The sequence below is a fragment of the Rhizobium sp. Root1204 genome (assembly GCF_001424965.1).
GTDB lineage: Bacteria > Pseudomonadota > Alphaproteobacteria > Rhizobiales > Rhizobiaceae > Pararhizobium.
Genome location: NZ_LMCZ01000044.1, coordinates 41,814 through 67,172, shown reverse-complemented (window position 1 = coordinate 67,172; position 25,359 = coordinate 41,814). Strand labels below are relative to the sequence as shown.

The 25,359-nt window shown below is 62.2% G+C and carries 23 protein-coding genes; 21 read left to right on the top strand and 2 right to left on the bottom strand.

Annotated elements, in window-relative coordinates; all coding sequences use genetic code 11:
- Positions 1 to 7: 7 nt before the first annotated feature.
- Complete coding sequence (locus ASC96_RS30730) at positions 8 to 859, bottom strand: IclR family transcriptional regulator (protein ID WP_060506863.1); 852 nt, start codon at positions 857 to 859, stop codon at positions 8 to 10.
- A 383-nt stretch (positions 860 to 1,242) separates the two neighbouring features.
- Here ASC96_RS30730 and gcl point away from each other — a divergent pair, with 383 nt between their 5' ends.
- From gcl to ASC96_RS30705, 5 genes are all read left to right on the top strand, one after another.
- Positions 1,243 to 3,027, top strand: a complete 1,785-nt coding sequence (gene gcl, locus ASC96_RS30725) for a glyoxylate carboligase (RefSeq protein WP_060507019.1) — start codon at positions 1,243 to 1,245, stop codon at positions 3,025 to 3,027.
- Positions 3,028 to 3,049: 22 nt separating this feature from the next.
- Positions 3,050 to 3,865 carry a hydroxypyruvate isomerase gene (gene hyi, locus ASC96_RS30720; protein ID WP_060506862.1) on the top strand — a complete coding sequence of 272 codons (816 nt, stop codon included), beginning with the start codon at positions 3,050 to 3,052 and terminating at the stop codon, positions 3,863 to 3,865.
- A 5-nt stretch (positions 3,866 to 3,870) separates the two neighbouring features.
- Positions 3,871 to 4,755 (top strand): 2-hydroxy-3-oxopropionate reductase, encoded by an 885-nt coding sequence (locus ASC96_RS30715; RefSeq protein ID WP_060506861.1) that lies wholly within the window; start codon positions 3,871 to 3,873, stop codon positions 4,753 to 4,755.
- A 64-nt stretch (positions 4,756 to 4,819) separates the two neighbouring features.
- Positions 4,820 to 6,088 carry a glycerate kinase gene (locus ASC96_RS30710; RefSeq protein ID WP_060506860.1) on the top strand — a complete coding sequence of 423 codons (1,269 nt, stop codon included), beginning with the start codon at positions 4,820 to 4,822 and terminating at the stop codon, positions 6,086 to 6,088.
- A 146-nt stretch (positions 6,089 to 6,234) separates the two neighbouring features.
- A complete protein-coding gene (locus ASC96_RS30705) occupies positions 6,235 to 6,654 on the top strand; it encodes a DUF4174 domain-containing protein (RefSeq protein ID WP_060506859.1) in 420 nt (139 codons plus the stop codon).
- Between the two features lie 12 nt (positions 6,655 to 6,666).
- Here ASC96_RS30705 and ASC96_RS30700 read toward each other — a convergent pair whose 3' ends face one another.
- Complete coding sequence (locus tag ASC96_RS30700) at positions 6,667 to 7,878, bottom strand: TIGR03862 family flavoprotein (protein ID WP_060506858.1); 1,212 nt, start codon at positions 7,876 to 7,878, stop codon at positions 6,667 to 6,669.
- Between the two features lie 384 nt (positions 7,879 to 8,262).
- Between ASC96_RS30700 and ASC96_RS30695 the strand changes: the two genes are divergently transcribed.
- The 16 genes from ASC96_RS30695 to ASC96_RS30620 all read left to right on the top strand — a co-directional run bounded on the left by ASC96_RS30695 (position 8,263) and on the right by ASC96_RS30620 (position 25,356).
- Complete coding sequence (locus ASC96_RS30695) at positions 8,263 to 9,426, top strand: isovaleryl-CoA dehydrogenase (protein WP_060506857.1); 1,164 nt, start codon at positions 8,263 to 8,265, stop codon at positions 9,424 to 9,426.
- A gap of 37 nt (positions 9,427 to 9,463) precedes the next feature.
- Positions 9,464 to 11,071 (top strand): carboxyl transferase domain-containing protein, encoded by a 1,608-nt coding sequence (locus ASC96_RS30690; RefSeq protein WP_060506856.1) that lies wholly within the window; start codon positions 9,464 to 9,466, stop codon positions 11,069 to 11,071.
- Between the two features lie 11 nt (positions 11,072 to 11,082).
- Positions 11,083 to 11,466: a RidA family protein gene (locus ASC96_RS30685; protein WP_060506855.1), complete on the top strand. Its 384-nt coding sequence runs from the start codon at positions 11,083 to 11,085 to the stop codon at positions 11,464 to 11,466.
- Between the two features lie 14 nt (positions 11,467 to 11,480).
- Positions 11,481 to 13,466, top strand: coding sequence for an acetyl/propionyl/methylcrotonyl-CoA carboxylase subunit alpha (locus ASC96_RS30680; protein WP_060506854.1), 1,986 nt, complete (start codon positions 11,481 to 11,483; stop codon positions 13,464 to 13,466).
- Positions 13,466 to 14,347, top strand: a complete 882-nt coding sequence (locus tag ASC96_RS30675) for a hydroxymethylglutaryl-CoA lyase (RefSeq protein WP_060506853.1) — start codon at positions 13,466 to 13,468, stop codon at positions 14,345 to 14,347. The genes ASC96_RS30680 and ASC96_RS30675 overlap by 1 nt, the downstream gene beginning before the upstream one ends.
- Positions 14,344 to 15,135: a crotonase/enoyl-CoA hydratase family protein gene (locus tag ASC96_RS30670; protein WP_060506852.1), complete on the top strand. Its 792-nt coding sequence runs from the start codon at positions 14,344 to 14,346 to the stop codon at positions 15,133 to 15,135. Before ASC96_RS30675 ends, ASC96_RS30670 begins: the two co-directional genes overlap by 4 nt.
- Before the next feature lie 87 nt (positions 15,136 to 15,222).
- Positions 15,223 to 15,594 (top strand): antitoxin Xre/MbcA/ParS toxin-binding domain-containing protein, encoded by a 372-nt coding sequence (locus tag ASC96_RS30665; RefSeq protein ID WP_060506851.1) that lies wholly within the window; start codon positions 15,223 to 15,225, stop codon positions 15,592 to 15,594.
- Positions 15,587 to 16,102: an RES domain-containing protein gene (locus tag ASC96_RS30660; protein WP_060506850.1), complete on the top strand. Its 516-nt coding sequence runs from the start codon at positions 15,587 to 15,589 to the stop codon at positions 16,100 to 16,102. Before ASC96_RS30665 ends, ASC96_RS30660 begins: the two co-directional genes overlap by 8 nt.
- 162 nt (positions 16,103 to 16,264) lie before the next feature.
- Complete coding sequence (locus tag ASC96_RS30655) at positions 16,265 to 17,188, top strand: fatty acid desaturase (protein ID WP_060506849.1); 924 nt, start codon at positions 16,265 to 16,267, stop codon at positions 17,186 to 17,188.
- A 135-nt stretch (positions 17,189 to 17,323) separates the two neighbouring features.
- Positions 17,324 to 18,133 carry a PhnD/SsuA/transferrin family substrate-binding protein gene (locus tag ASC96_RS30650; RefSeq protein ID WP_060506848.1) on the top strand — a complete coding sequence of 270 codons (810 nt, stop codon included), beginning with the start codon at positions 17,324 to 17,326 and terminating at the stop codon, positions 18,131 to 18,133.
- Between the two features lie 219 nt (positions 18,134 to 18,352).
- Positions 18,353 to 19,567, top strand: a complete 1,215-nt coding sequence (locus ASC96_RS30645; RefSeq protein WP_060506847.1) for an ROK family transcriptional regulator — start codon at positions 18,353 to 18,355, stop codon at positions 19,565 to 19,567.
- The gene (locus tag ASC96_RS30640) at positions 19,564 to 20,823 is read left to right on the top strand and encodes a M20/M25/M40 family metallo-hydrolase (protein WP_060506846.1); all 1,260 of its coding nucleotides are present in this window, start codon (positions 19,564 to 19,566) and stop codon (positions 20,821 to 20,823) included. Before ASC96_RS30645 ends, ASC96_RS30640 begins: the two co-directional genes overlap by 4 nt.
- A 41-nt stretch (positions 20,824 to 20,864) precedes the next feature.
- Positions 20,865 to 21,920, top strand: a complete 1,056-nt coding sequence (locus ASC96_RS30635) for a substrate-binding domain-containing protein (RefSeq protein WP_060506845.1) — start codon at positions 20,865 to 20,867, stop codon at positions 21,918 to 21,920.
- A gap of 65 nt (positions 21,921 to 21,985) precedes the next feature.
- On the top strand, positions 21,986 to 23,050 hold the full coding sequence (locus ASC96_RS30630; protein ID WP_244482399.1) for a substrate-binding domain-containing protein: 1,065 nt from the start codon (positions 21,986 to 21,988) through the stop codon (positions 23,048 to 23,050).
- 114 nt (positions 23,051 to 23,164) lie between these two features.
- Positions 23,165 to 24,142, top strand: a complete 978-nt coding sequence (locus ASC96_RS30625) for an ABC transporter permease (RefSeq protein WP_060506843.1) — start codon at positions 23,165 to 23,167, stop codon at positions 24,140 to 24,142.
- Between the two features lie 14 nt (positions 24,143 to 24,156).
- On the top strand, positions 24,157 to 25,356 hold the full coding sequence (locus ASC96_RS30620) for an alanine racemase (protein WP_060506842.1): 1,200 nt from the start codon (positions 24,157 to 24,159) through the stop codon (positions 25,354 to 25,356).
- Positions 25,357 to 25,359: the final 3 nt, after the last annotated feature.

Genomic DNA, 25,359 nt, shown 5'->3' with positions numbered 1-25,359 from the left:
GCGTCCTTCATGACGTTTGCGTGTGACTGTTGTCCCGCCGCCCGCCCATCGCCTGCGTTACCCCGTCGGCTGCTGCCATGACCACCGGGCCGAGTGCGGCCAGCGTCTCGTCCGGCAGCCGTACGGCCGGGCCTGATACCGAGATGCCGGCGATCGCCTCGCCGTATTCGTTGAAGATCGGGGCGGCGAGGCAGCGCATGCCGAGCGTATGTTCCTCGTCGTCGATCGACCAGCCGCGCGCGCGGATGGTTTCGATATCGGCGAGAAGCTTCGGCAGGGTGTCGCGGGTCTTTCCGGTAAACCTTGTCAGCGGGCGCGGCGAGATGAGGCGCTCGATGTCGGCGTTTGGCCAGGTCGAAAGGATGGCCTTGCCGATGCCGGATGCATGAATGGGGCCACGGCGGCCGGGGCGGAAGAAGGCGCGCATCGGCGCGTGGCTTTCGACCTGCGAGATGAACACGACATCGCCACCGTCCTCGATGCCGATATTGGCGGTTTCCCCCGAAAGCTCCATCAGGTTTTTCAGGAAAGGACGGCTGATCGTGCCGAGCTTGCGGAAACGCAGGAAGGCGTTGCCGATCTCGAAGGCTTTCAGCCCGATCGTCCAGGCGCCCGTCTCGGCATCGTGAGTGACCATGCCGTGATTGGCAAGCGAGGTGAGCAGACGATGAACGGTCGAGGGCGCCATGCCGGACTGATCGGACAGCTCCGTCAGTGCCGCGCCATCGGCGCTGGCGACGAGATCGAGCAGCTTCAAACTGCGATCGAGCACCTGTACGGAGGAGGGAACGGCGTTTTCGGCCGCCTTGCGGCCGGGTTTGGCGCGCAATTGATCCTGATGGGTCTGCTTGTCGGCCATGTCGGCTCCGTTTTGTCTGGTCGTCCATGACATAGTGCATCGTTGCCGAAAGCGGAACGGGCGCTTCCGTATCTTCCTCTTCTCCCCCACGGGGAGAAGTGCCGAGCGCATGCGAGGCGATGAGGGGCGGTTCGGCAAGTTCCTGAATCAATGGCTTCGCCCCCTTCATCCGGCGCTTTGCGCCACCTTCTCCCCGCTAGGGAGAAGAGGGATTGGCTGCCGTGCATGAATTCCGTAGCCATTTATCATGCTCCAGAACGCCGCCATTCATATCGGAATCGTTGAAAATGTTTATTTCCGTATGGTGGGAATGATTTCCATTTTATGATTGTCCGTCGGAAAAATTGGACTACCCTGATCCTCACACGATGGAGGATAAACTCATGGCGAAAATGCGCGCAGTCGATGCGGCGGTTCTGGTTCTGGAGAAGGAAGGCGTCGATTGCGCCTTCGGGGTTCCGGGGGCGGCGATCAATCCCTTTTATTCGGCGCTGAAGGCCCGCGGTTCGGTACGCCATATCCTGGCGCGGCATGTCGAGGGCGCCTCGCACATGGCGGAAGGTTATACCCGCGCCAAGCATGGCAATATCGGCGTCTGCATCGGCACCTCGGGACCGGCCGGAACCGACATGATCACCGGGCTCTATTCGGCTCAAGCGGATTCGATCCCGATCCTGTGCATCACCGGCCAGGCGCCGCGCGCCCGGCTCGACAAGGAGGATTTCCAGGCGGTCGATATCGCCAAGATCGCCGGTCCGCTGACCAAATGGGCGGTGACCGTCATGGAGCCGGCGCTGGTGCCGTTCGTTTTCCAAAAGGCGTTTCACCTGATGCGCTCCGGCCGTCCCGGCCCGGTTCTGGTCGATCTGCCTGTTGATGTGCAGCTGGCCGAGATCGAGTTCGATATCGATACCTACGCGCCGCTTGAGGCCTACAAGCCATCCGCGACGCGGGCGCAGGCCGAAAAGGCGATCGCGATGCTGAACGAAGCAAAGCGGCCGCTGATCGTCGCCGGTGGCGGCATCATCAATGCCGACGCGTCCGATCTGCTGACTGAATTTGCAGAGATAACCGGCATCCCGGTCATCCCGACACTGATGGGCTGGGGCACGATCCCGGACGACCATCCGCTGATGGCCGGCATGTGCGGGCTGCAGACATCGCACCGCTACGGCAATGCCAATCTGCTCGCGTCCGACTTCGTGCTCGGTGTCGGCAACCGCTGGGCCAACCGCCACACCGGCAATGTGCCGACCTATACCGAAGGGCGCAAGTTCGTCCATGTCGATATCGAGCCGACCCAGATCGGCCGCGTTTTCGCACCGGACTTCGGCATCGTTTCGGATGCGGGCGCAGCCCTAAAACTGTTCCTCGATGTTGCGACCGAATGGAAGACGGCGGGCAAGCTGAAGGACTGGTCGGGCTGGGCGGAAGAATGCCGCGAGCGCAAGCGGACGATGCTGCGCAAGACGCATTTCGACCAGACGCCACTGAAGCCGCAGCGCGTCTACGAGGAGATGAACAAGGCGTTTGGCCGCGACACCTGCTACGTCTCGACCATCGGTCTCAGCCAGATCGCCGGTGCGCAGTTCCTGCATGTCTACAAGCCGCGCAACTGGATCAATTGCGGCCAGGCAGGCCCGCTCGGCTGGACGCTGCCAGCAGCGCTCGGTGTGCGCGCCGCCGATTCGGACCGGCAGATCGTAGCGCTTTCGGGCGACTATGATTTCCAGTTCATGATCGAGGAACTGGCCGTCGGCGCCCAGCACAAGCTGCCTTACCTGCATGTGGTAGTGAACAACTCCTATCTCGGCCTGATCCGCCAGGCGCAGCGCGGACTGAACATGGATTTCGAGGTCAGCCTCGCCTTCGACAATATCAACCATTCCGGCGATGCTGAGAAGGGATATGGCGTCGATCACGTGGCGGTGGCCGAAGGTCTGGGCTGCAAGGCGATCCGGGTCACGAGCCCGAATGAGTTCCAGGAGGCTTTTGCCAAGGCACAGGCGCTGATGGACGAACATCAGGTGCCTGTTGTCGTCGAGTTCATTCTTGAGCGCGTCACCAATATCTCGATGGGCGCCGACATCAATGCTGTCGTTGAATTCGAGGAACTGGCCGAACGCGGCGAGGACGCCCCGACGGCGATCATGGCGCTGCTCGACTGATCAGAGAACGGAGGATTTTCTCATGCCAAAATTTGCGGCAAACCTGACGATGCTTTTCACCGAGGTGCCGTTCCTCGATCGGTTCGCGCTGGCTGCCAAGGCCGGGTTCGACGCTGTGGAATATCTCTTCCCCTATGATTTCGACGCCAAGGCGCTGAAGGCGGCACTCGAGGTCAACGGCCTGACCCAGGTGCTGCATAATCTGCCGGCCGGAAACTGGGCCGGTGGCGAGCGTGGTATTGCCGTGCTGCCTGACCGGGTGGATGAATTCCGCCGCGGCGTGGCTTCGGCGATCGACTACGCAACCGCGCTCGGGTGCACCCAGATCAACTGCCTCTCCGGCATTGCGCCGGTCGGCGTCTCCGACGATGTCTTGCGGGCGACCTTCGTTGCCAATCTGCGGCTGGCTGCGGGCGAACTGAAGAAGCACGGCATCCGGCTGTTGATCGAGCCGATCAACCGGTTCGATATTCCAGGCTTCTATCTCAACACGGTGGAACAGGCAGCGTCGATCATCAAGGAAACCGGCAGCGACAACCTGTTCATCCAGTACGATCTCTACCATCAGCAGCGCACCCAGGGCGAGCTGATCGGTACGTTCAAGAAATACCAGGGGCAGATCGCCCATGTGCAACTGGCTGACAATCCCGGCCGCAACGAGCCGGGCACCGGCGAGATCAACTATCCCTTCGTCTTCGAGGCGCTGGATGCGGCCGGATATGACGGCTTTATCGGCTGCGAATACAAGCCGCGCACTACGACATCCGAAGGGCTCGGCTGGTTTACCGAGACAAACCGCCAGTCGCATGGCGCAGACATTATCAAGATCAGGAGTTAAGCATCATGGCCACAATCGGCTTTATCGGACTGGGTATCATGGGCACGCCGATGGCGCGCCATCTGCAGGATGCCGGCCACACCGTCGTTACCTCGACATTCCATATCCCGCCGAAGCAGGAACTGATCGACAACGGCCTGAAGTTCGTCGAAACACCGAAGGCGCTGGCTGAGAAGGTCGACATCACCATCCTGATGCTGCCGGACACGCCGGAAGTGAAGGATGTTCTCTTCGGCGAAAACGGCGTTTTCTTTGGCCTGTCGGCGGGCAAGCTGGTCATCGACATGAGCTCGATCTCGCCGATCGAGACGAAGGAATTCGCCAGACGAGTTCGCGAGACGGGCGCCGAATATATCGACGCCCCGGTGTCCGGCGGCGAGGTCGGTGCAAAGAACGCGTCGCTGTCGATCATGGCCGGCGGTGCGCAGGCAAGTTTTGACCGGGCGCTGCCGCTGCTCAAGCTGATGGGCAAGAACATCACGCTGGTCGGCGATTGCGGCGATGGACAGGTGACCAAGGTTGCCAACCAGATCATCGTTGCGCTCACCATCGAGGCTGTCGCGGAAGCGCTGGTCTTCGCCTCCAAGGCCGGCGCCGATCCGGCACGGGTCCGCGAGGCCCTGATGGGCGGCTTTGCCTCGTCGCGCATTCTGGAAGTGCATGGCGACCGTATGGTCAAGCGCACTTTTGATCCGGGTTTCCGCATCTCGCTGCATCAGAAGGACCTGAACCTCGCCCTTCAGGGCGCAAAAGCCATCGGTGTTTCGCTGCCGAACACGGCGGCAACGCAGGAACTGTTCAACAGCTGCGCTGCCCACGGCGATGCCGGGCTCGATCACTCGGGTCTCGTCACGGCGCTTGAACGCATGGCCAACCACGCGGTCGCCTGACGACAAGGACCGGGCAGCCAGGAGGAGGGCTGCCCGGTCTTTTTCATGAATGAGGATAAAAGACATGGCCGTGATCGCCGACCCGAAAGCCTTTCTGGAAACGCTGTTTCATACGGCGGTCGCTGCCGCCGACCCGGAAAAGGTGCTCGCCGCCAATCTGCCGGAAAAACTCAAGGGCCGCACGGTGGTGATTGGCGCCGGCAAGGGGGCTGCCCAGATGGCGCAGGTGTTCGAGCGGCTGTGGGATGGACCGCTCACCGGTGCTGTCGTGACGCGATACGGCTATGGTGCGCGCTGCGAGCGGATCGAGGTGTTGGAGGCATCGCATCCGCTGCCCGACGGGAACGGGCTGAAGGCATCGCGCCGGTTGCTGGAGGAGGTCAGTGGCCTCACCGACGACGACCTCGTTGTGGCGCTGATCTGCGGTGGCGGCTCGGCGCTATTGCCGTTACCGGCTGGTGATCTGACGCTGGACGACGAGATCGCCGTCAACCGGGCGCTTCTGGCATCCGGCGCGCCGATCAGCGCGATGAATGCGATCCGCAAGCATGTTTCCGGCATCAAGGGCGGACGGCTGGCTGCTGCGGCCTGGCCTGCGAAGGTCGTGTCGCTGGTGGTCTCGGACATTCCCGGCGACGATCCGGCGCTGGTCGCTTCGGGGCCGACCATCCCGGACAAAAGCACGCGCGACGATGCCTTGCGCCTTATCGAACGCTATCGCCTGGAATTGCCGGAAAAGGTGATGGCGTATATCCGCAGCGATGCGTCTGAAGCTCCCAACCCGGCCGACCAAAGGTTTCGCCGCAACGCGGTCCGGCTTGTCGCCTCGGCTGCGGTTTCGCTGGAGGCTGCGGCCGAAACGGCACGGGCGGCGGGTGTCGAGGCCGTGATACTGTCCGATGCCATCGAAGGCGAGGCGCGGGAGGTCGGGCGCGTGCATGCGGCGATTGCCCGCGAGGTTGCCGTTCGAAACCGGCCTTTTCAAAAGCCGGTGGTCATTCTCTCCGGCGGCGAGACGACAGTGACGATCCGGGGCAAGGGCAAGGGTGGGCGCAACAGCGAATTTCTTCTGTCGCTGGCACTCGGGATCGATGGTGCCGATGGTATTTCGGCGCTAGCCGCCGATACCGATGGTATCGATGGGTCGGAGGACAATGCCGGGGCGTTTGCGGACGACACGAGTGTGTCGCGGCTTGCAAGGGCCGGTGTCGACGGAGCGGCTTTACTCGACCGCAACGACGCCTGGACCGCATTCGATGCGGTCGGTGACATTTTCAAGCCGGGACCGACAGGGACCAACGTCAATGATTTTCGGGCGATTCTGGTGCAGTAGGCCTGCATCGTCTGCTTGCGCAACTGACTTGATGACGGGGGGATGAATGGCTCTGCCGCCACGCATCGACTCCGCGAAGGATTCGGAACCAAATGCCTTGATCGGCAGTTAATTTCCTCATGGTTCAACGCAGGAGGATGACGGCAATGCTGAAATCATTGTCTCCCGCAATCTCCGGTATCGAAATCGATCCGCAGCAGGGCGGAATGAGTCTGGCCGATTTCGAATGGCGCTACCGCGTGGTGATCATTTTCCCGGATGACAGTCATATCGATGCGGCGCGGCAGGCAAACCAGCTGCTTGCCCAGGCCGAGGGGCTGCGCGAAAGAGATATCATCGTGCTGGAGGTCGGTCGCAATGACGTCAAGGCGTTGTTCGGACCGGAATACGACCTCAATTGCTACGCCATCCGCTCCGATCTGGACGTCACGGACGGCTTCTTTGCAATGATGCTGGTCAGCAAGGATGGTGCGGTGACGTTCCGCACCGACGAGGTGGTGCCGGCAGCGGTGCTGTTTGCGTTGATCGATCAGTTGCCGGCAACGCAGACCAAACGCTCCAACTGAAATCGGCGATGCTTAAACTTGGCTTTTCAGCCATTGATTGATCCCCGCCGCCGCCGCCCGGCCGGTGGCGAAACAGGCGGTGAGCAGGTAACCGCCTGTTGGGGCTTCCCAATCCAGCATTTCTCCGGCGGCGAAGACGCCAGGCAAGGCTTTCAGCATATAGCGCTCATCGACAGCATCGAAACGGATGCCGCCTGCCGAGGAAATGGCTTCGGCGATGGGACGGGGCCGCGTGACGGGAATGGGCAGGGCCTTGATCAGCAGCGCGAGCTGGGCGGGATCGCCGAGCGATTGGGTGCCGAGTTCGCGCACGAGTGCGGCCTTGACGCCTTCCAGGCCAGCGCCCTTGCGCAGGCGGTTGGAAAGGCTGATTTTTCCGTCCTGCCTTGCCAGGTCCCTTTCCAGTCGTTCGACACTGCGGCCGGGGGCAAGATCGACCAGCAGGGTTGCGTTGCTCTGCCGTATCAGCCGCTCCCGCAACGCCGCCGAATGGGCATAGACGAGGCTGCCTTCGATGCCATGGCGGGAGATGACGAATTCGCCGGGGAAGGTGCCTGCATCCGATGTGGTCGTGACGGATTTCAGCGGCGCGCCGGCAAAGCGGTCCTTGAAGACATCGCTCCAATTGACATCGAAGCCGCAATTGGCGGGCTGCAGGTCGGTGATGCCGACGCCTTTGTCTCTCAGCAACGGAAACCAGCTGCCATCGGCACCGAGGCGCGGCCAGCTGGCGCCACCGAGCGCAAGCAGCGTCGCGTCGCTGTGGATGGTTTTGAGGCCATTCGGGGTTTCGAAGGTGAGGCCGTCATCGGTGAAACCTGTCCAGCGGTGGCGGGTCATCAGCTTGACGCCCTGTGTCTCCAGCCGCTTCAGCCAGGCCCGCAACAGCGGCGAGGCCTTCATGACGGTTGGAAAGACGCGGCCGGAAGTGCCGGTAAAGGTTTCCGTGCCGAGGCTGGAAGCCCATGACTGTACGTCGGCGGGGGTGAGAGCATCCAGCGCAGTACGCAGGCGATCCGATGCGGCGCCGAAACGGGTGGCGAAACGCTGATAGTCTTCGGAATGGGTGATGTTGAGACCTGATTTTCCGGCAAGTAGGAACTTGCGGCCGAATGTCGGCATGCCATCGTAGATCGTTACGGCATGGCCGGACGACGATAGAACCTCCGCCGCCATCAGGCCCGCCGGGCCGCCGCCGATGATTGCGATCTGTTTTGCCGTCATTAGATGCGTCCGCTGCCGTTGTTCCAAGCCCGTCTTGGAGACTACGGGCTTCTTGCGCAAGGATAAACGTGATCATTCCGTATTCTGAAGACACGCAGTTATCCGCTCATCGCCGCAACTGCCATCGCAGGCGATCCGGCTCGACCGCATTTTTTTGCAAATCATGCGCGCAAGCTGCTGTCTTGGTTCGGAAATTGTTTTGCGGCTGTGTTAGTCTCAAAAACGGTACCGGTGCTGTGGAGAGGAGTCTGCCGCACCGGCGTCTTGCAGCGGCTGCTGTACCGGGAGGAATGCCGACATCCTTGCCCGCCTTTTGGGCGGCCGGGTTTCATATTGTCGTCTTCTTTCCGTTCAAGCAGCGCGATCCGGCTGAGAGGAGGCCCGATGTATTCTGGCGGCTTGAATTTTGCCTTGGGCGACGAGATCGAGGCGTTGCGCGACACCGTGCAGCGGTTTGCAAGCGAGCGTATTGCGCCGCAGGCGGCGGATATCGACCGGAGCAACAGCTTTCCGATGCCGCTTTGGCGGGAGCTGGGCGATCTCGGCCTGCTCGGGATCACGGCGGGCGAGGATTATGGCGGCATCGGCCTTGGTTATCTCGCCCATTGCGTGACGATGGAGGAAATCAGCCGGGCCTCGGCCTCGGTGGCCTTGAGTTATGGCGCCCATTCCAACCTCTGCGTCAACCAGATCAACCGCAACGGCTCCGACGTGCAAAAAGCCCGGTACCTGCCGAAACTGATCTCCGGCGAACATGTCGGTGCGCTGGCCATGTCCGAGCCTGGGGCCGGGTCGGATGTCGTGTCGATGAAGTTGCGCGCCGACAAGCGTGGCGACCGTTATGTGCTCAACGGCAACAAGATGTGGATCACCAATGGTCCTGATGCGGACGTTCTGGTGGTCTACGCCAAGACCGATCCGGACGCCGGGCCGCGCGGCATTACCGCGTTTCTGGTCGAAAAGGGTTTTGCCGGATTTTCAACCGGCCAGAAGCTCGACAAGCTGGGGATGCGCGGCTCCAATACCTGCGAGCTAATCTTCAGCGATTGCGAGGTGCCGGAGGAAAATGTGCTCGGCAGCGTTGGCGGCGGCGTGCGCATTCTGATGTCGGGTCTCGATTATGAGCGCGTGGTCCTGTCGGCAGGACCTCTCGGGATCATGGCGGCTTGCCTCGACGTCGCGGTCCCCTATCTTCATGAGCGAAAGCAGTTCGGCCAGCCGATCGGCGAATTCCAGCTGATGCAGGGCAAGATCGCCGACATGTATGTGACGCTGAACGCAGCACGCGCCTATGTCTATGCTGTGGCGGCCGCCTGCGACAGGGGCGAGACGACACGCAAGGATGCGGCCGGGTGCATTCTCTATGCGGCAGAACGGGCAACGGCCTTGGCACTCGAAACCATCCAGGTGCTGGGCGGCAACGGCTACACCAACGACTATCCGGCCGGGCGCTTGCTCAGAGACGCGAAACTGTACGAGATCGGTGCTGGAACCTCGGAAATACGGCGTATGCTGATCGGCAGGGAGCTTTTCGGCGAGACGGCTTGAACGTGACACTCTGCAGGATGTTTGGTCGGGGGAATGAATGGCCGTTCTGAAATCGCAAATTACCACGTCCTCGGAAACCTTCCGCGCCAACAGCGCTGCGATGGCGGAGGCGATGCGTGTCGTTGAGGAAGCGGCGGCGCTGGCTGCCGGCGGTGGCGGCGAGGTGGCGCGCGAGCGTCATGTCAGCCGTGGCAAGATGCTGCCGCGTGAACGGGTGGCGCAACTGATCGACCCGGCGACGCCCTTTCTGGAAGTGGGCTTGACGGCGGCGCACGGGCTCTACAAGGGCGAGGCGCCGGGGGCGGGGCTGGTCACCGGTATCGGCCGTGTGTCCGGCCGTGACTGCATGATCGTCTGCAACGATGCGACGGTCAAAGGCGGCACCTATTATCCGATGACGGTGAAGAAGCATTTGCGGGCACAGGAGATCGCGGCGGAGAATAACCTGCCCTGCATCTATCTGGTCGATTCCGGCGGCGCCAACCTGCCGAACCAGGATGAAGTGTTTCCGGATCGCGATCATTTCGGCCGCATCTTCTATAATCAGGCCAATATGTCGGCCGCGGGCATTCCGCAGATCGCCGTCGTCATGGGCTCCTGCACGGCGGGTGGCGCCTATGTCCCGGCGATGTCGGACGAGGCAATCATCGTCGAGGGGCAGGGGACGATCTTCCTCGCCGGGCCGCCGCTGGTGCGGGCTGCGACGGGCGAGGTGGTGACATCGGAGGATCTCGGCGGCGGCGATGTGCACACGCGGCTTTCCGGCGTTGCCGATCATCTGGCCCGCGACGATGCGCATGCGCTGGCGCTGGCGCGCCGGGCGGTTGCCAACCTCAACCGCACCTCCATAACCACCATCGAGCGGCAGGCGCCGGAAGAACCGGTCTACGATCCCGGAGATATCTCTGGTGTCGTTCCCGCCGACCTGCGCACGCCCTATGACATCCGCGAAGTGATCGCCCGGATCGTCGATGGCTCGCGGCTGGACGAGTTCAAGGCGCGCTACGGAACGACGCTGGTCTGCGGTTTTGCCCATATTCACGGAATTCCGGTCGGCATCATCGCCAACAATGGCGTGCTGTTTTCGGAATCGGCACTGAAGGGCACGCATTTCGTCGAGCTGTGCTCGCAGCGGAAGATCCCTTTGATCTTCCTGCAGAACATTACCGGCTTCATGGTCGGGCGCAAATACGAGACGGAGGGCATTGCCAAGCACGGTGCCAAGCTGGTGACGGCGGTGGCGACGACCAGGGTGCCGAAGATCACCATGCTGGTCGGCGGCTCGTTTGGTGCGGGCAATTACGGCATGGGCGGCCGGGCGTTTTCACCGCGCTTCCTGTGGACCTGGCCGAACAGCCGCATTTCGGTGATGGGCGGCGAGCAGGCGGCAGGGGTGCTGGCAACCGTGCGCGGTGATGCGCTGAAGCGGGCCGGCACGCCCTGGAGCGACGAAGACGAGGCAAAATTCAAGCAGCCGGTGCTGAACCTGTTCGAGACCCAGAGCCACCCGCTCTACGCCTCGGCGCGGCTGTGGGACGACGGCATCATCGACCCGCGCAAAAGCCGCGATGTGCTGGCGCTTTCCCTGTCGGCTGCGCTCAACGCGCCGATCGACGATACCCGTTTTGGCCTGTTCAGGATGTGAGGAGAAAGACCATGAAACGTGATGCATTCAATGCCAAGAACGCCCCTCAGCCACGCGGTGGTTATTCACAGGCTGTCCGGCTTGAGGATTTTCAGCGGCTGCTCTTCGTCAGCGGCCAGATCCCGACGGATTCAGACGACAACGTACCGGCAGGGTTTGAAGCCCAGGCGCGGCAGGTCTGGCTGAATGTCGATGCGCAATTGAAGGCCGCCGGGATGAGCAAGGCGGATATCGTCAAGGTGACGGCCTATCTCGCTGACCGGCATCACACCGTGGCCAATCGTGAAATCCGCAGCGAATATCTGGGCAGCCTGACGCCGGCGATGACAGTGGTAATCGCCGGTATTTTTGACGGAGCCTGGCTTCTCGAGGTCGAAGTCATCGCCGCGCAATAGACCGGGATAGAGTAATGTTTTCCAAGATACTCGTTGCCAATCGTGGTGAAATCGCCTGCCGGATTATTCGCACGGCGCGGCGGCTCGGTATTCGGACGGTCGCGGTATTTTCCGATGCGGATGCCGGTGCGCTGCATGTCGAACTGGCGGACGAAGCCTTTCGCATCGGCGCTGCGGCGGCGAGCGAAAGCTACCTGAACGCCGGACGGATCATTGCGGCTGCCGAGCGCGCGGGCGCGCAGGCGATCCACCCCGGTTACGGGTTCCTGTCGGAGAATGCCGAGTTTGCCGAGGCTGTCGAGGCGGCGGGCATGGCCTTTATCGGACCCTCGGCCGCAGCCATTCGCGCCATGGGCCTGAAGGATGCGGCAAAGGCGCTGATGGAGCAATCCGGCGTGCCGGTGGTGCCGGGCTATCACGGCGACAATCAGGACGCCGCATTTCTTGCCGAACAGGCGATCGATATCGGCTTTCCGGTGCTGATCAAGGCACGGGCGGGCGGTGGCGGCAAGGGCATGCGCCGCGTCGACCGGGCCGAGGATTTCGGTGCTTCGCTTGAAGCAGCGCGGCGGGAGGCGGAGGCGGCCTTCGGCGACGGCGCCGTGCTGATCGAAAAATACCTGATGAAACCACGCCATATCGAGATTCAGGTTTTCGGCGACCGGCATGGCAATGCGGTGCATCTTTTCGAGCGCGATTGCTCGCTGCAGCGGCGCCATCAGAAGGTGATCGAGGAAGCGCCGGCGCCAGGCATGACGGCGGAAATGCGCCGGGCGATGGGCGAGGCGGCCGTACGGGCGGCGCGCGCTATCGATTATTGCGGAGCCGGCACGGTCGAGTTCATCGCCGATGTTTCCGACGGGCTCTGGCCCGACCGGTTCTTCTTCATGGAAATGAATACGCGGCTGCAGGTCGAGCATCCGGTGACGGAGGCAATCACCGGTATCGATCTGGTCGAGTGGCAATTGCGGGTGGCCAATGGCGAGCCCTTGCCATTGAAGCAATCGGAACTGTCGATCGACGGCTGGGCCTTCGAGGCGCGGGTCTATGCGGAAGATCCCGCGCGCGGTTTTTTGCCATCGACCGGCACGCTATCGCATGTCGGGTTTCCGGCTGATGGTGTGCGGGTCGATGCCGGGGTGCGCCAAGGTGACCGGATCAGCCCGTTCTACGATCCGATGATTGCCAAGCTGATCGTCCACGGTTCGACGCGAGCTGCAGCATTGGCCAGGCTCACCGCAGCTTTGGCGGCGAGCCATATCGGCGGCGTCGCCAACAATCTTGAATTTCTGACGCGCCTCAGCCAGCAGCCGGATTTCGCCGCCGGGCATCCCGACACCGGCCTGATCGACCGGGAAGTTGCTGCATTGACGGTGACCGAAGCGCCGGATGAAACGGCGCTGGCGCTCGCAGCAGTTTTGTCGCTCGGCACGCTGCAGCTGCCGTCGGCCGATGATCCCTGGCGGTCGCTCGGCCACTGGCAGGTCTGGGGGCAGGCGACGCGCACGGTGACGCTGGATCATGCCGGCGAGCGGCATATGCTGCGCGTGGCGGCGCGTGGTCTCGACCTGTTTGCCGTGCATGGCAACAGCCGGGTCATTCCCGTCCGGATTTCCGGCCGGTTCGACGGCGGTTGCCTTGTCGAGGCTGATGGGCGCCAGAGCCGGTTGCAACGGCTTGAGATACCGAAGGGCTTTACACTCCTTGTCGATGGCCGTGCCTTCGATTTCCACGTTCCCGATCCGCTGGATGGCGAGGCGGAAAGCGCTGAAGGTAGCGACCGTTTGACGGCGCCGATGCCGGGGCTGATCAAGCTGGTGCGGGTGAAGGAAGGCGATACGGTGTCGAAAGGCGATCCGCTTGTTGTCATGGAAGCGATGAAAATGGAGCTGACGCTTTCGGCCAGCCGGGACGGCGTCATTGAAAACCTGTTTGTTGCCGAGGGTGACCAGACTGTCGATGGAGCGGTTCTGCTTACGCTGAAGCCGCAGGAGGCGTGATGTCTTTCTTGGATCCGGATGCCGCCGCAAGCCGCGTGTCCATCGTCGAGATGGCACCGCGTGACGGCCTGCAGAACGAGAAGGTGCTGATCGAAACCAGGGACAAGATCAGGCTCACCGACATGCTGTCGGGTTGTGGTTTCGAGCGGATCGAGGTGACGAGTTTCGTCAGCTCGAATTGGGTGCCGCAACTGGCCGATGCCGCCGAGGTCATGGCGGGGATCGCCCGGCCGCCGGGCGTGCGGTACGCCGTGCTGACGCCCAATATGAAGGGTTTCGAGGCTGCGCTTGCGGCAGGTGCGGACGAGGTGGCGATCTTCGCCTCGGCCTCCGAAGGATTTTCGCAGCACAATATCAATTGCTCGATTGCCGAAAGTATCGAGCGGTTTCGTCCCGTGGCGGAGGCGGCCCGCAAAGAGGGAATTGCAGTGCGCGGTTATGTCAGCTGCGTGGTCGAATGCCCCTATGATGGCGTTGTGGCGCCCGAAAGCGCTGCTGGTGTCGCGGCGCAGCTGCTGGGGCTTGGCTGCTATGAAATCAGCCTTGGCGATACGATCGGCCGTGGCACGCCGGAGGCGGTGGACCGCATGCTGGCTGTCGTGCTTGAGGGTATTCCCGCCCAAAAACTCGCCGGACATTTTCACGACACGTCGGGCCGGGCGCTCGACAACATCGGCGTGGCGCTGGATCGCGGTCTGCGGGTGTTCGATGCGTCCGTTGGCGGGCTCGGCGGCTGTCCCTATGCGCCGGGCGCCAAGGGCAATGTCGATACGCTGCTGGTGGACCGCTATGTGAGGAGCCGCGGATTTGTCACCGAGCTTGATGAAGACGCGCTTGAGGCCGCGTCTCTCTTCGCGCGCAGTTTGAGGAGTGCGGCATGACCTATGAGACCATCCGCGTCGAGGTTGACGGCCGGGGTGTGGCGCGGTTGGCGCTTGCCCGTCCCGACAAACACAATGCTTTGTCCGGTACGATGATCGGCGAATTGACCACCGTGGCAAGATTGCTGGGCGCAGATGCTGCCGTTCGGGCCATTGTATTGTCGGCGGACGGCGCAAGTTTTTGCGCCGGTGGCGATCTCGGCTGGATGAAGGCGCAGATCGAGGCGGACCGGGCGGCGCGCATCAAGGAGGCCACGCGGCTGGCGCTGATGTTCAAAGCGCTGAACGATCTGGAAAAGCCGGTCATTGCCCGCGTGCAGGGCAATGCGTTTGGCGGCGGCATCGGCTTGTTGTGCATTGCCGATGTGGCCGTTGCGGCCGAGACCGCCAAGTTTGGATTGACGGAAACCCGGCTGGGGCTGATTCCTGCCACCATCAGTCCCTATGTGGTGGCGCGGATCGGCGATGGGCGGGCGCGGCCCTTGTTCATGTCCGGCAGGATTTTTGACGCTCAGGAAGCGCAACCCGCAGGCCTTTTGACGCGCGTGGTGCCGCCAAGTGATCTCGATGCGGCGATCGAAGCGGAAGTGGTGCCCTATCTGCAGGTTGCGCCCGGAGCCGTTGGCCAATCCAAGGCGCTGGCGCGATCGCTGGGCATGCCGATCACCGAAGCCGTCATTGCTGCGACCATTGAGCGTCTGGCCGATGTCTGGGAAACGGACGAGGCGCGGGAAGGGATTTCGGCCTTCCTGGAAAAGCGCGAGCCCTGGTGGCGGAAACCGGTTTAGCCGCGCTGATCGACGGCTGCGCTTGAAATGCGCATGATTTGAGCATATTTTGATAGTGTACTTATCAAGATGGGTTAGGAAAGTGTCATGACAGCTTTGAGCTTCGATATGACGGCAAGCCGGTTCGGCGACGGTCAATCACCGTTCCTTTCGGCTGAGCGGGTCTCCAAGCAGCTCGGCGTCACCCTGTCCGAGCTTGCCCGGCTGATTGGTGTTGCCCGCAATACGCTGACGGCGAAATCCGGCGCGCGCAAGGTGGATCATGCCTTGAGCCATGTCGTGCGCATTCTTGCCATGGCGAGCGAAATGGCCGGCGATGAAAACCGCGCCACCATCTGGTTCAAGCATCAGCCAATCCCCGGATGGGCGGGCAAGACCGCCTATGATCTGGTGAGCGAAGGCAAATCGGACAAGGTGCTGGCCTATCTCGAGGCGGTCCGGTCCGGCGTTTATGCCTGAGAAGGCCAGGGAGGCACTGACGCTGTGGCGCGCCTTCGTGCCGCAATGGGCCTTTGCGCCGCTGTCCGGCGAGGGCGCGGCGCGCTTTGGCGGCCGCTGGAACCCGGTGGGAGCGGCGACGATCTATGCGGCACGTGAACTTTCAACCGCCTGGGCGGAATACAATCAGGGTTTTGTCCAGCACCCGGCGCTGATCGCGCAGCTGGATCTCAAGGATGCCGCACTGGCCGACCTGACGGATTTGGACGTTTTGTCTAGCCTTGCCGTCCCGGAGGATATTCACCAGTGCGAATGGCGGATGCTGCTGGACGAAGGCAAGGTGCCGCAGACGCACCTATTGCGCCAGCGGCTGCTGGCCGAGGGTTTCGACGGTGTCGTCTATCCCTCCTTCATGTCGCCGGGCGGAACCTGCGTGGCGCTGTGGCGGTGGAATGCCAAGGGCGCGCCGCGGCTCGATGTCGTTGATCCGGATGGCCGCTTGCCGAAGACGCCGGCGTCGTGGGTGTGATGCGGATGTCGTTATCCAGGGCAGATTAAGGATGAAAGCCACAGCCGATGCGGCTGGGGACGAACGATTTTCCCAAAATAGTCTACAAAATAAATAAACATAATTATCTAAGTCGCGCGTGACGCTGTAACTTCTCTCTGCCTTTGGGGGGAACAGCCGCGCATGTCGAAGACGCCATCCTATACAATCAAAATTCCGCGCCGCCGCATGGAATGGCCGACCATCATTCTTGCTATCGCGATCTACGGCGGATTTCTGGCGCTGACATTCTGGTGGCAATCGCTGCCTGTTGCTGTCGTTGCGCTGGCGGGTGGCTGGCTGATCGCCTGGCAGGGATCGCTGCAGCATGAGGTCATCCATGGGCACCCGACAGAAAATCAGCGCGTCAACGATGCCATCGGTTCGATCCCGCTGTCGCTCTGGCTGCCCTATCCGATCTATCGTGAAAGCCACCTGGAGCATCATCGCGACGAACATCTGACCGACCCGATCGAAGACCCGGAATCCTCCTATTTCACCCGCGCGGCCTGGGAGCGGCTGGGGCGGACGGGCAAGCTGCTTGCCCGCTGGAACACGACGCTGCTGGGGCGGCTGACCATCGGGCCGGCGGTCATGCTGGTCAGTTTCCTGGCGCAAGAGGCGCGGCTTCTGAAGGCCGGCGAACCCGGCCGGGCGCGTGTCTGGGCGGTCCATATGATGGGTGTTGCAGCCGTTCTGTTCTGGGTCAAGATGATCTGCGGCATGCCGTTCTGGCTCTATTTCTTCGGCTTCGTCTATTTTGGCGCGGCGCTGACGCGGCTGCGCTCCTATGCCGAGCACCGCTATGCCGAACGGCACGAGGAGCGCACGGCGATCGTCGAGAACAGCCACCTGTTCGGGCTGCTGTTTCTCTATAACAACCTGCATGTGCTGCATCATCTGAAGCCCGGCATTTCCTGGTACCGGCTGCCCTCGGTCTACCGCCGCAACCGGGAGGCCCTGATCGATACCAATGGCGGGCTGGTCTATAACAGCTACTGGGACATTGCCCGGCGGTTTTTCCTGAAGCCGCATGACGAGATCACCCATCCGAACCATTCCGGATGAACGTGCCGCCGCGTCAAAATCTGGTGATACGGCGCGGGCCGATTGTGCAATAAACGTAAGGTGCTGCAGTAATATTTGCGCGTCATGAATGAAGCGCGTTACTTTAGTGCATTTATCCTTTGTGAAAGCCCCTGAATGCGTCTTGCCAGCCTTGCCATGTATGCCAGTCCGCCGCCGCTTGCGGAGGCCACGGCAAAACTGTGGGATTTTCTCAGCGAAGCACTGAAGCGGGCAGGGTTGGAGGAGATTCCGGCCAGGCTGGACGATGCCGTGGACTATCATCAGGCCTGGACGCGGCCGGATCTGCTGCTTGCCCAGACCTGCGGCTTTCCTTACGTCAAGCATCTGCGCGGCAAGGTGAAGCTGGTGGCGACGCCGGTCTATGGTCATCCGGGCTGCGATGGACCATTGATGCGCAGCTTCATTGTTGTGGCGAAAAACAGTGCTGCTCAATCCCTGGATGACCTCCGTGGTACACGGGCGGCGATCAACCAGCCGGACAGCAATTCCGGCTACAACCTGTTTCGCGCCGCCATTGCGCCGCTGTCACGGAGTGGCCGGTTCTTCGACTCAGTGATCGAAACAGGTGGGCACCGCAACAGCATTGCGGCGATTGCCGCGGGCAAGGCGGATGTGGCGGCAATCGACTGCATCACCTATGGCAACGTGCTGCGGTTTGATCCCAAAAATCTGGGTGGTGTCCGGATTCTCACGCAAACCGTCAGTGGTCCGGGACTGCCGTTGATCACGCGCGGCGATGCCTCGGATGCAGATGTGGATGTGATGAGGCAGGCGTTGCGGGTGGCCATTGCCCAGCCGTCGCTGGAGCCCGTGCGGAATGCGCTTTGCCTCAAGGATTTTGCCGTTCTTTCCGATGCCGACTATGAGCCGCTGGCCGAGCTCGAGCGGCAGGCGCAGCGGGTGGGGTATCCGGTAATCGCTTGAGTTTAGACGCTTCTGGTCATCGCGTTACAGAGCGCGCAGGTGCTCTCTCCATATTTCCAAGGGATTGTCCGTGACGGTTGTGGCTGTGAAGTCATGACGGCATGAGGTTGTGAAACAAGAGGAAAATCCATCGGCTCGGGTTGTTTGTGTATTTTCCTGTTGACTCATCTGGCGTCTGAATCAATAGTTCGGTGATAGAACGAATTAATTGAGGCGACCGTGAGCGAAACCCTGCGCATCTCCCGGAAATTTTCACAAAGGGCCGTGATGGAGGCGATCATCCAGAACGGACCGATCTCCCGCGCCTCGATTGCCAAGCAGACGGGTCTGTCCAAGCAGACCATTTCGGAAATCGTCCGTCAGCTGGAGCTGGATGACTGGGTGCGCGAGACAGGGCGCACCAGCGGTCATGTCGGACGCACCGCCGTCACTTATGAGCTTGTGCCGGATGCGGCCTATATCGCGGCCGTCGATCTCGGCGGCACCAAGATCAGGCTGGCGATCGCGGACCTTGCCTGTCAGGTCTTTGCCGAGGAAGTTGCCGCGACCGACCGGCGCGGCGGCCAGTTCGTGGTCAATCAGATCGCCGAGCTTTGTGCGCAGGCGGCGGAACATCTGAGCATTCCCCGTGAGCGCATCCGTATGGCCGTGATCGGTGCGCCCGGTGCGCCGGATGCCAAGACCGGCCGCATCTTGCTTGCCCCAAACATCTCGGACTTCGATACGATGAACGTGGCGGCTGCCTTCGAAAAGGCACTCGGCGTCGATGTCATCCTGGAGAACGACGTCAATCTGGCGGTGTTGGGCGAAAACTGGCTGGGGCAAGGGCAGGGCATCGACAATCTCGCCTTCATCGCGGTCGGTACCGGCATCGGTGGTGGCCTGATGGTCGGCGGCCAGCTGGTGCGCGGCGCGATGAACGCTGCCGGTGAGCTGGGCTTCCTGCCGTTTGGCGCCGATCCCTTCGATCCGGAATCATTGCGCACCGGCGCTTTCGAGCGCGTCACCGCCTCGATCGGCATCATGGAGCATTATGCTGCGGCGTCCGGCGAAACAGCGACGGTGCCCGCTATCTTCGAGCGGGCAGCGAGTGGTGATGTGCATGCCGCGGCGACCTTGGACGAGACGGCAAAATATCTGGCGCGCGGTATCAGCGCGATTGCGGCGATCGCCAATCCCGAAAAGGTCATTATGGGCGGCTCGATCGGTCTGCGCCTGGAGTTGATCGAACGCATCCGCAAATTCCTGCCAACCTGCTTCCCCTATCCCGTTGATATCGAGGCGAGCCAGCTCGGTCCGCGCGCGGCGATTGTCGGTGCGGCGGCGATCGGGCTCAGCCACCTGCACAATGCGCTGTTCGGCGCCGATGCTCCCGACAGCCGCCTGTCGCTACCGCCGGCGGAGACGGTCACCTTCAAGGAGGCGCTGCGATGAGCATGTCCGACACTCTGACGGAAAAACTGCACGCTGCCCTCGACCGCGACGACGCGATTGCCCTGCTGCGCGGCGCGATCAGCGCCGAGAGCATTACCGGCAATGAAGCGAATTTTGTGGGTTTCCTCGAACGCCAGATGCGGGCTCGCAAGATCGATGGCATCGCAGTTTCGGACTTCCTGCCGGGACGGCCGAACATTCGAGGTGAGCGCAAGGGCGATGGCACCGGCAAGCGGCTGCTGTTCATTGGCCACACGGACACAGTCCATGTCGATGGTTGGCGCGAGCATTGGGCGGGCACCGAGCGCGAGGACCCGTTTGGCGCGCCGATCATCGACGGGCAGATCTGGGGCCGAGGTGCCGGAGACCTGAAGGCGGGTATCTGCAGTTCGCTGGCGGCGCTGAGCCTGCTCGATAAGGCAGGAATCGAGCTCAAAGGAGACGTTGCCTTTGCCTTTGTCGGCGACGAGGAAAGTGGCCAGCCGGGAACCGGCGTGTCCGCCGGGATCAAGGATTACACCGCCAGCATCGAAACCGGCGCGGTGGCAAAGCCGGATTTCACCGTCTATGTCGAGCCAACGCAGCTGGCAGTCTATCCGGCGCAGATCGGCTTCTTCATCACCGATATCAAGATCACCGGCAAATCCGCCTATTTCGGCGTACCGGAACTGGGCCGCGACGCGCTGAAGGCAAGCCATGCGGTCATGTCGGCGCTGTGGAAGCATTCCGACGATATCTCCGCCCGGGCCGAGCATCCGCTGATCGGGCGCGGATTCCTGCTGATCACCGGCCTTTCCGGCGGTGGGTTCATCGCCGTGCCGGAAGAATGCTCGCTGTCGCTGATCCGCAAGCTTTTGCCGGGTGAATCTCTCGACACCGCAGCTGCTGAGCTGGAAAATGTTATCCGTGGCGCGGTCTCCGATCCTGAGATCAAAATCGAAATCTCCTATCCCGCTGGCCGCGATCATGCGCTCGGTGGCTCGGCGGCGGAGATCGATCAGCATCTGCCGGAGGTATCGATGCTTTGCGCCGCTGTCAGCGAGGCGATGGCCGGGCGGGGCACGATACAGGGCGCGCCGTTCTGGTCGGAATCGCCGTTCTTCGTCAACCGGCTTGGCGTGCCCGCCGTCTATTGCGCGCCAGGCGATATCCGTAACTGCCATACATTCGAGGAGCATGTCGATGTCGAGGAATATCTCGCCGGGATCGTGGCATTCGCCACCTTCATGGCGCGCTATTGCGGCATCGCGGAATGAACAACTGAAACAGCCATAATCTGAAAAAAGGGAACAGAAAGATGCTTATCAGGAATTTGTTGAATGCCGCGCTTCTGAGCGGTGCGATGATCGCCGCAGCCCATGCCCAGACCGTCGGTCCGGCGGGCGAAACCGCGACGCCGAGCGCCGAAATCAAGCTGTCGGATAGCGATATCGCCAGCCTGAAGGGCAAGGGCTACAAGGCGGCGCTGCTCTGGCACACGTCGTCGGACTTCATCAACGCCGTTTCAGCCGGCGCCAAGGATGAGTTTGCCAAGGCGGGTGTCGACGTTGTCGTGACGACGGATGCAGGCTTTGATGCTGCCCGCCAGCGCAGCGATATCGAGACGGCGCTGGCCGCCAAGCCGAATGTCATTCTGGCTCTGCCGCTTGACCCGACGACCTCCGCCGAAGCCTTCAAGCAGGCCGTCACCGATGGCACCAAGCTGGTGTTCCTCTCCAATCTTCCCGCCGGTTACAAGCACGGCACGGATTATGCCGCGATCGTCACCGACGATCTGTTCCAAATGGGCAAGCAGGCAGCCGATGCGCTGGCGAAATCGATCGGCGGCAAGGGCAAGGTCGGCTACATCTTCCATGATGCCAGCTATTACGTGACCAACCAGCGCGACCAGGCCTTCAAGACGACCATCGAGAAGGACTATCCGGATATCAAGATCGTTGCCGAACAGGGCATTTCCGATCCGGCCCGCGCCGAGGAGCTGGCCAATGCCATGCTTTTGCAGAACCCGGATCTCGACGGCATCTACGTGACCTGGGCCGAACCGGCCGAAGGCGTGCTTTCTGCCCTGCGTGGCGCAGGCAATACCAAGACGAAGATTGTGACGCTCGATCTGTCAGAGCCGGCAGCACTCGACATGGTCAAGGGTGGTAACGTCGTCGCGCTGGTTGCCGACAAGGCCTACGAGCTTGGCCAGACCATGGCCGCCACTGGCCTGAAGGCCCTGTTGGGTCAGGAGACCCCGGCCTTCATCGTCGCCCCGGCGCTGACCGTGACCAAGGCTGACGTTTCCGAAGGCTGGAAGCAGTCGCTCAACCGCGATGCGCCGCAGTCGGTTCTCGACGCCGCGAAGTGATGTGCTGTGCCGGGCGGTACGAACCACCGCCCGGCGCATCAAACCGAGATTCTGGAGGAATAATGATGAACAAGCTGTCGATGATCCCGGCGGGGCTGGTTGCCGCGCTTCTGTCTACCCACGCTTTTGCCGCCGATGGCGCGACCACCGGTCCGCACGGCGAAAAGCCGACACCGGCCGCCAGCTTCAGGTTGACGCCGGATGAAGAGACGAAGATCAAGGACGGCAAGTTCACCGCCGCCCTCGTCTGGCACGAGATGAGCGAATATACCAACGCGGTCAACAGTGGCGCGCAGGATGAATTCAAGCGCCTCGGCGTCGAGGTTATCGCCCAGACGGATGCGGGCTTCGATGCCGCGCGCCAGAAGGCCGATGTCGAGACGGTGCTTGCCAAGAAGCCATCGATCATCCTGTCGCTGCCGGTCGATCCGGCCACCGCCGGGCCGATCTACGATCCGGCGCTGAAGGCTGGCGTCAAGCTCGCCTTCGTCGACAACTCGCCGCAGGGCTACGTGCAAGGCAAGGACTATGTGACGATCGTCTCCGACGACCTGTTCCAGATGGGTCACAAGGCAGGCGTCGCCATGGCCGAGGCGCTCGGGAAAAAGGGCAAGGTCGGCTATATCTTCCACGATGCTGATTTCTACGTGACCAACCAGCGCGACCAGGCCTTCAAGTCGACGATCGAGCAGGATTATCCCGACATGACGATCACGGCAGAGGCTGGAATGGCCGATCCGGCACGTGCGGAAGAGATCGCCCAGGCGATGGTGACGCAGAACCCTGATCTCGACGGTATCTACGTGACCTGGGCGGAACCGGCATTGAGCGTGCTTTCCACTTTGCGCGCCGCCGGAAACACCCATACCAAGATCGTCACGCTCGATCTCAACGAACCGGCGGCGCTTGATATGGTCAAGGGCGGCGCAGTTGCAGCACTCGTTGCCGACGAGGCCTACAATATCGGCGTCACAGCCGCACGTGCTGCGGCCGGATCGCTTGTTGGCAAGCAGGCCGAACCGTTCCTGGTGGTGGATTCGCTTGCGGTCACCAAGGACACGGTCAAAGACGGCTGGAAGAAGTCGCTCAACAAGGATGTTCCGGCCACCATCGCCGAAGCCATCAAGTAAGACCAGCGCCCAGGCGCAGATTGAAGTCGTCGCACCGGCCGCCGAGAATGCATGCCAGTGCCCGGCGGGAGCCACAGGTTCCCGCCCATACCCCAGCTCTTCGGAGGAGTCGCTATGTCCAGCGCCCCAAGCAATGCCGCCAACCCGGCGATGAGCATGATCAGCCGCATCAATATCCAGCAATATGTCGTCTATGTCGGTTTTCTGGCGATCTTCCTGTTTTTCGCCATCGTGCTGAAAGACAGCGGGTTCCTGACTGTGCGCAACCTGTCCAACATCGTGCTGCAGACGGCGCCGATCACGATCATGGCGATCGGCATGGTCTTCGTGCTTTCGGCCGGTGAGATCGATCTGTCGATCGGCTCGACCGTGGCGGTCGCCGCTCTCTCTGCCGCCGCGACGATGAATGCCTATGGCATGATCGCCGGTATTGCGGCCGGGATCGGGGCAGGAGTCGCCATCGGTCTCGTCAACGGTCTGCTGGTCGCCTATGTCCGGCTGCCGTCGTTTCTGGTGACGCTGGCAACGCTGGGGCTGTTTGCCGGTGTCGCCCGCTCTCTCACCAACCTGCGCTCCATTCCTGTCACCGACAGCACGTTTACCGGCTTCTTCGGTTCTGGCTCGCTGCTCGGCATCCCCTCGCTGATCTGGTGGACCGTGATCGCCATCATCGCCGGGCACCTCATCTTCCGCGAAACCAAGTTCGGTGCGCATGTTCTGGCAACCGGCGATAATGCCCGCGCCGCCAGCGTCTCCGGCATTCCCGTGCCGCGCATCCGGCTTGCGGTGCTAGTGATCAGCGGCGCGCTCGCCGGCCTTGCCGGCCTGCTTTATGCCGGCCGTCTGCAGGCGGCAAAATATACACTGGGCGAAACGGACCTGATGACGGTGATCGCCGCCGTCATCGTCGGTGGCACGTTGCTCAACGGCGGCAAGGGTTCAATCATCGGCGCGCTGGTGGGTTCGCTGATGATGGGCATGCTCAACAACGGTCTGATCCTGATGGGGCTTTCCGTCTCCGACCAGATGATCGTCCGCGGTCTCATCATTCTTGCTGCCGTCGCCGTGTCGCTGCGCGAAAAGCTGCGCTGAAGAAAGGATATCTCATGTTTCTCGACGTTCTGCGCCGCCGCAATCCGAAATTCCTCGAAGCCGCCATCGCGTTGCACCGGCAGGGCAAGATCCCGGCCAATGCCTATGTGCTCGATCTCGATGCCGTCGAGGCCAATGCCCGGGTCTTGAAGACGGAGGCCGACCGGCTCGGTTTGAAGATCTTCGCCATGACCAAGCAGGTCGGCCGCGCCAGCTCCTTCTGCGCCGCCGTGCAGCGAGGCGGCATCGACCGGTCCGTGGCGGTCGACATGGCCTGCGCCCGCGCCACGCACCGGGCAGGCCTGCGCGTCGGCCATCTCGGCCATCTGCAGCAGGTGGCCCGCCACGAGGCCAAGGCCGCGGCAGCAGCCTTCCGGCCGGATTACTGGACCGTGTTCAATGGTGACAAGGCGCGCGAGGCCGCTGATGGCGCCAGCGCAGCCGGCTATGTGCAGAACCTCTTGGCCCGCATCAAGGCCGAGGGCGATACGTTCTACCGCGGCCACGAGGGCGGGTTCGACGCCGCTGACGTCGCCGCCGTCGCCGACGCTTTCGATGCGCTGGAAGGCGGCCGTTTTGCCGGGATCACCACGTTTCCGGCGCTGCTCTTCGATCACAAGACACGCAAGGTCTTGCCGACGCACAATCTGGCGACACTCACCAAGGCTGCCGAGGCGCTGGCCAAAGCCGGACGCACCGGCATCGAGGTCAATGCGCCGGGTACGACGTCTTCGGTTCTGCTGCAGGCGCTCGCCGATGCCGGCGCGACGCAATGCGAGCCCGGCAACGGTCTGCATGGCACGACGGCGCTGCATGTGGTCGAAGATTTGCCGGAGCTTCCGGCGGTCTGCTATCTCACCGAGGTCTCGCACCTTTCCGGCGGCAAGGCCTATTGTTTCGGCGGTGGTTTCTACATCGACCCGATCTTTCCTGACTATGACGTCAAGGCGATCGTTTCCGGCGAGCCGACCGTGGCTGCGTCGTCCCTGCGCAGCGTCGAGGTGCCGCCGCCTTCGGCGATCGACTATTACGCGATGATCGATGCGGCGGGGCCAAACGCGCCGAAGCCCGGTGATGCAGCGGTCTTCGGTTTTCGTGGTCAGGCCTTTGTCACCCGCGCCTATGTCGTTGGCGTCTCGGGCATTGCCACAGGTATGCCGAAAGTCGAGAGCATCGAGAACGGCTTCGGCGAACCCCAATCCTGGCCGGTATAGGAG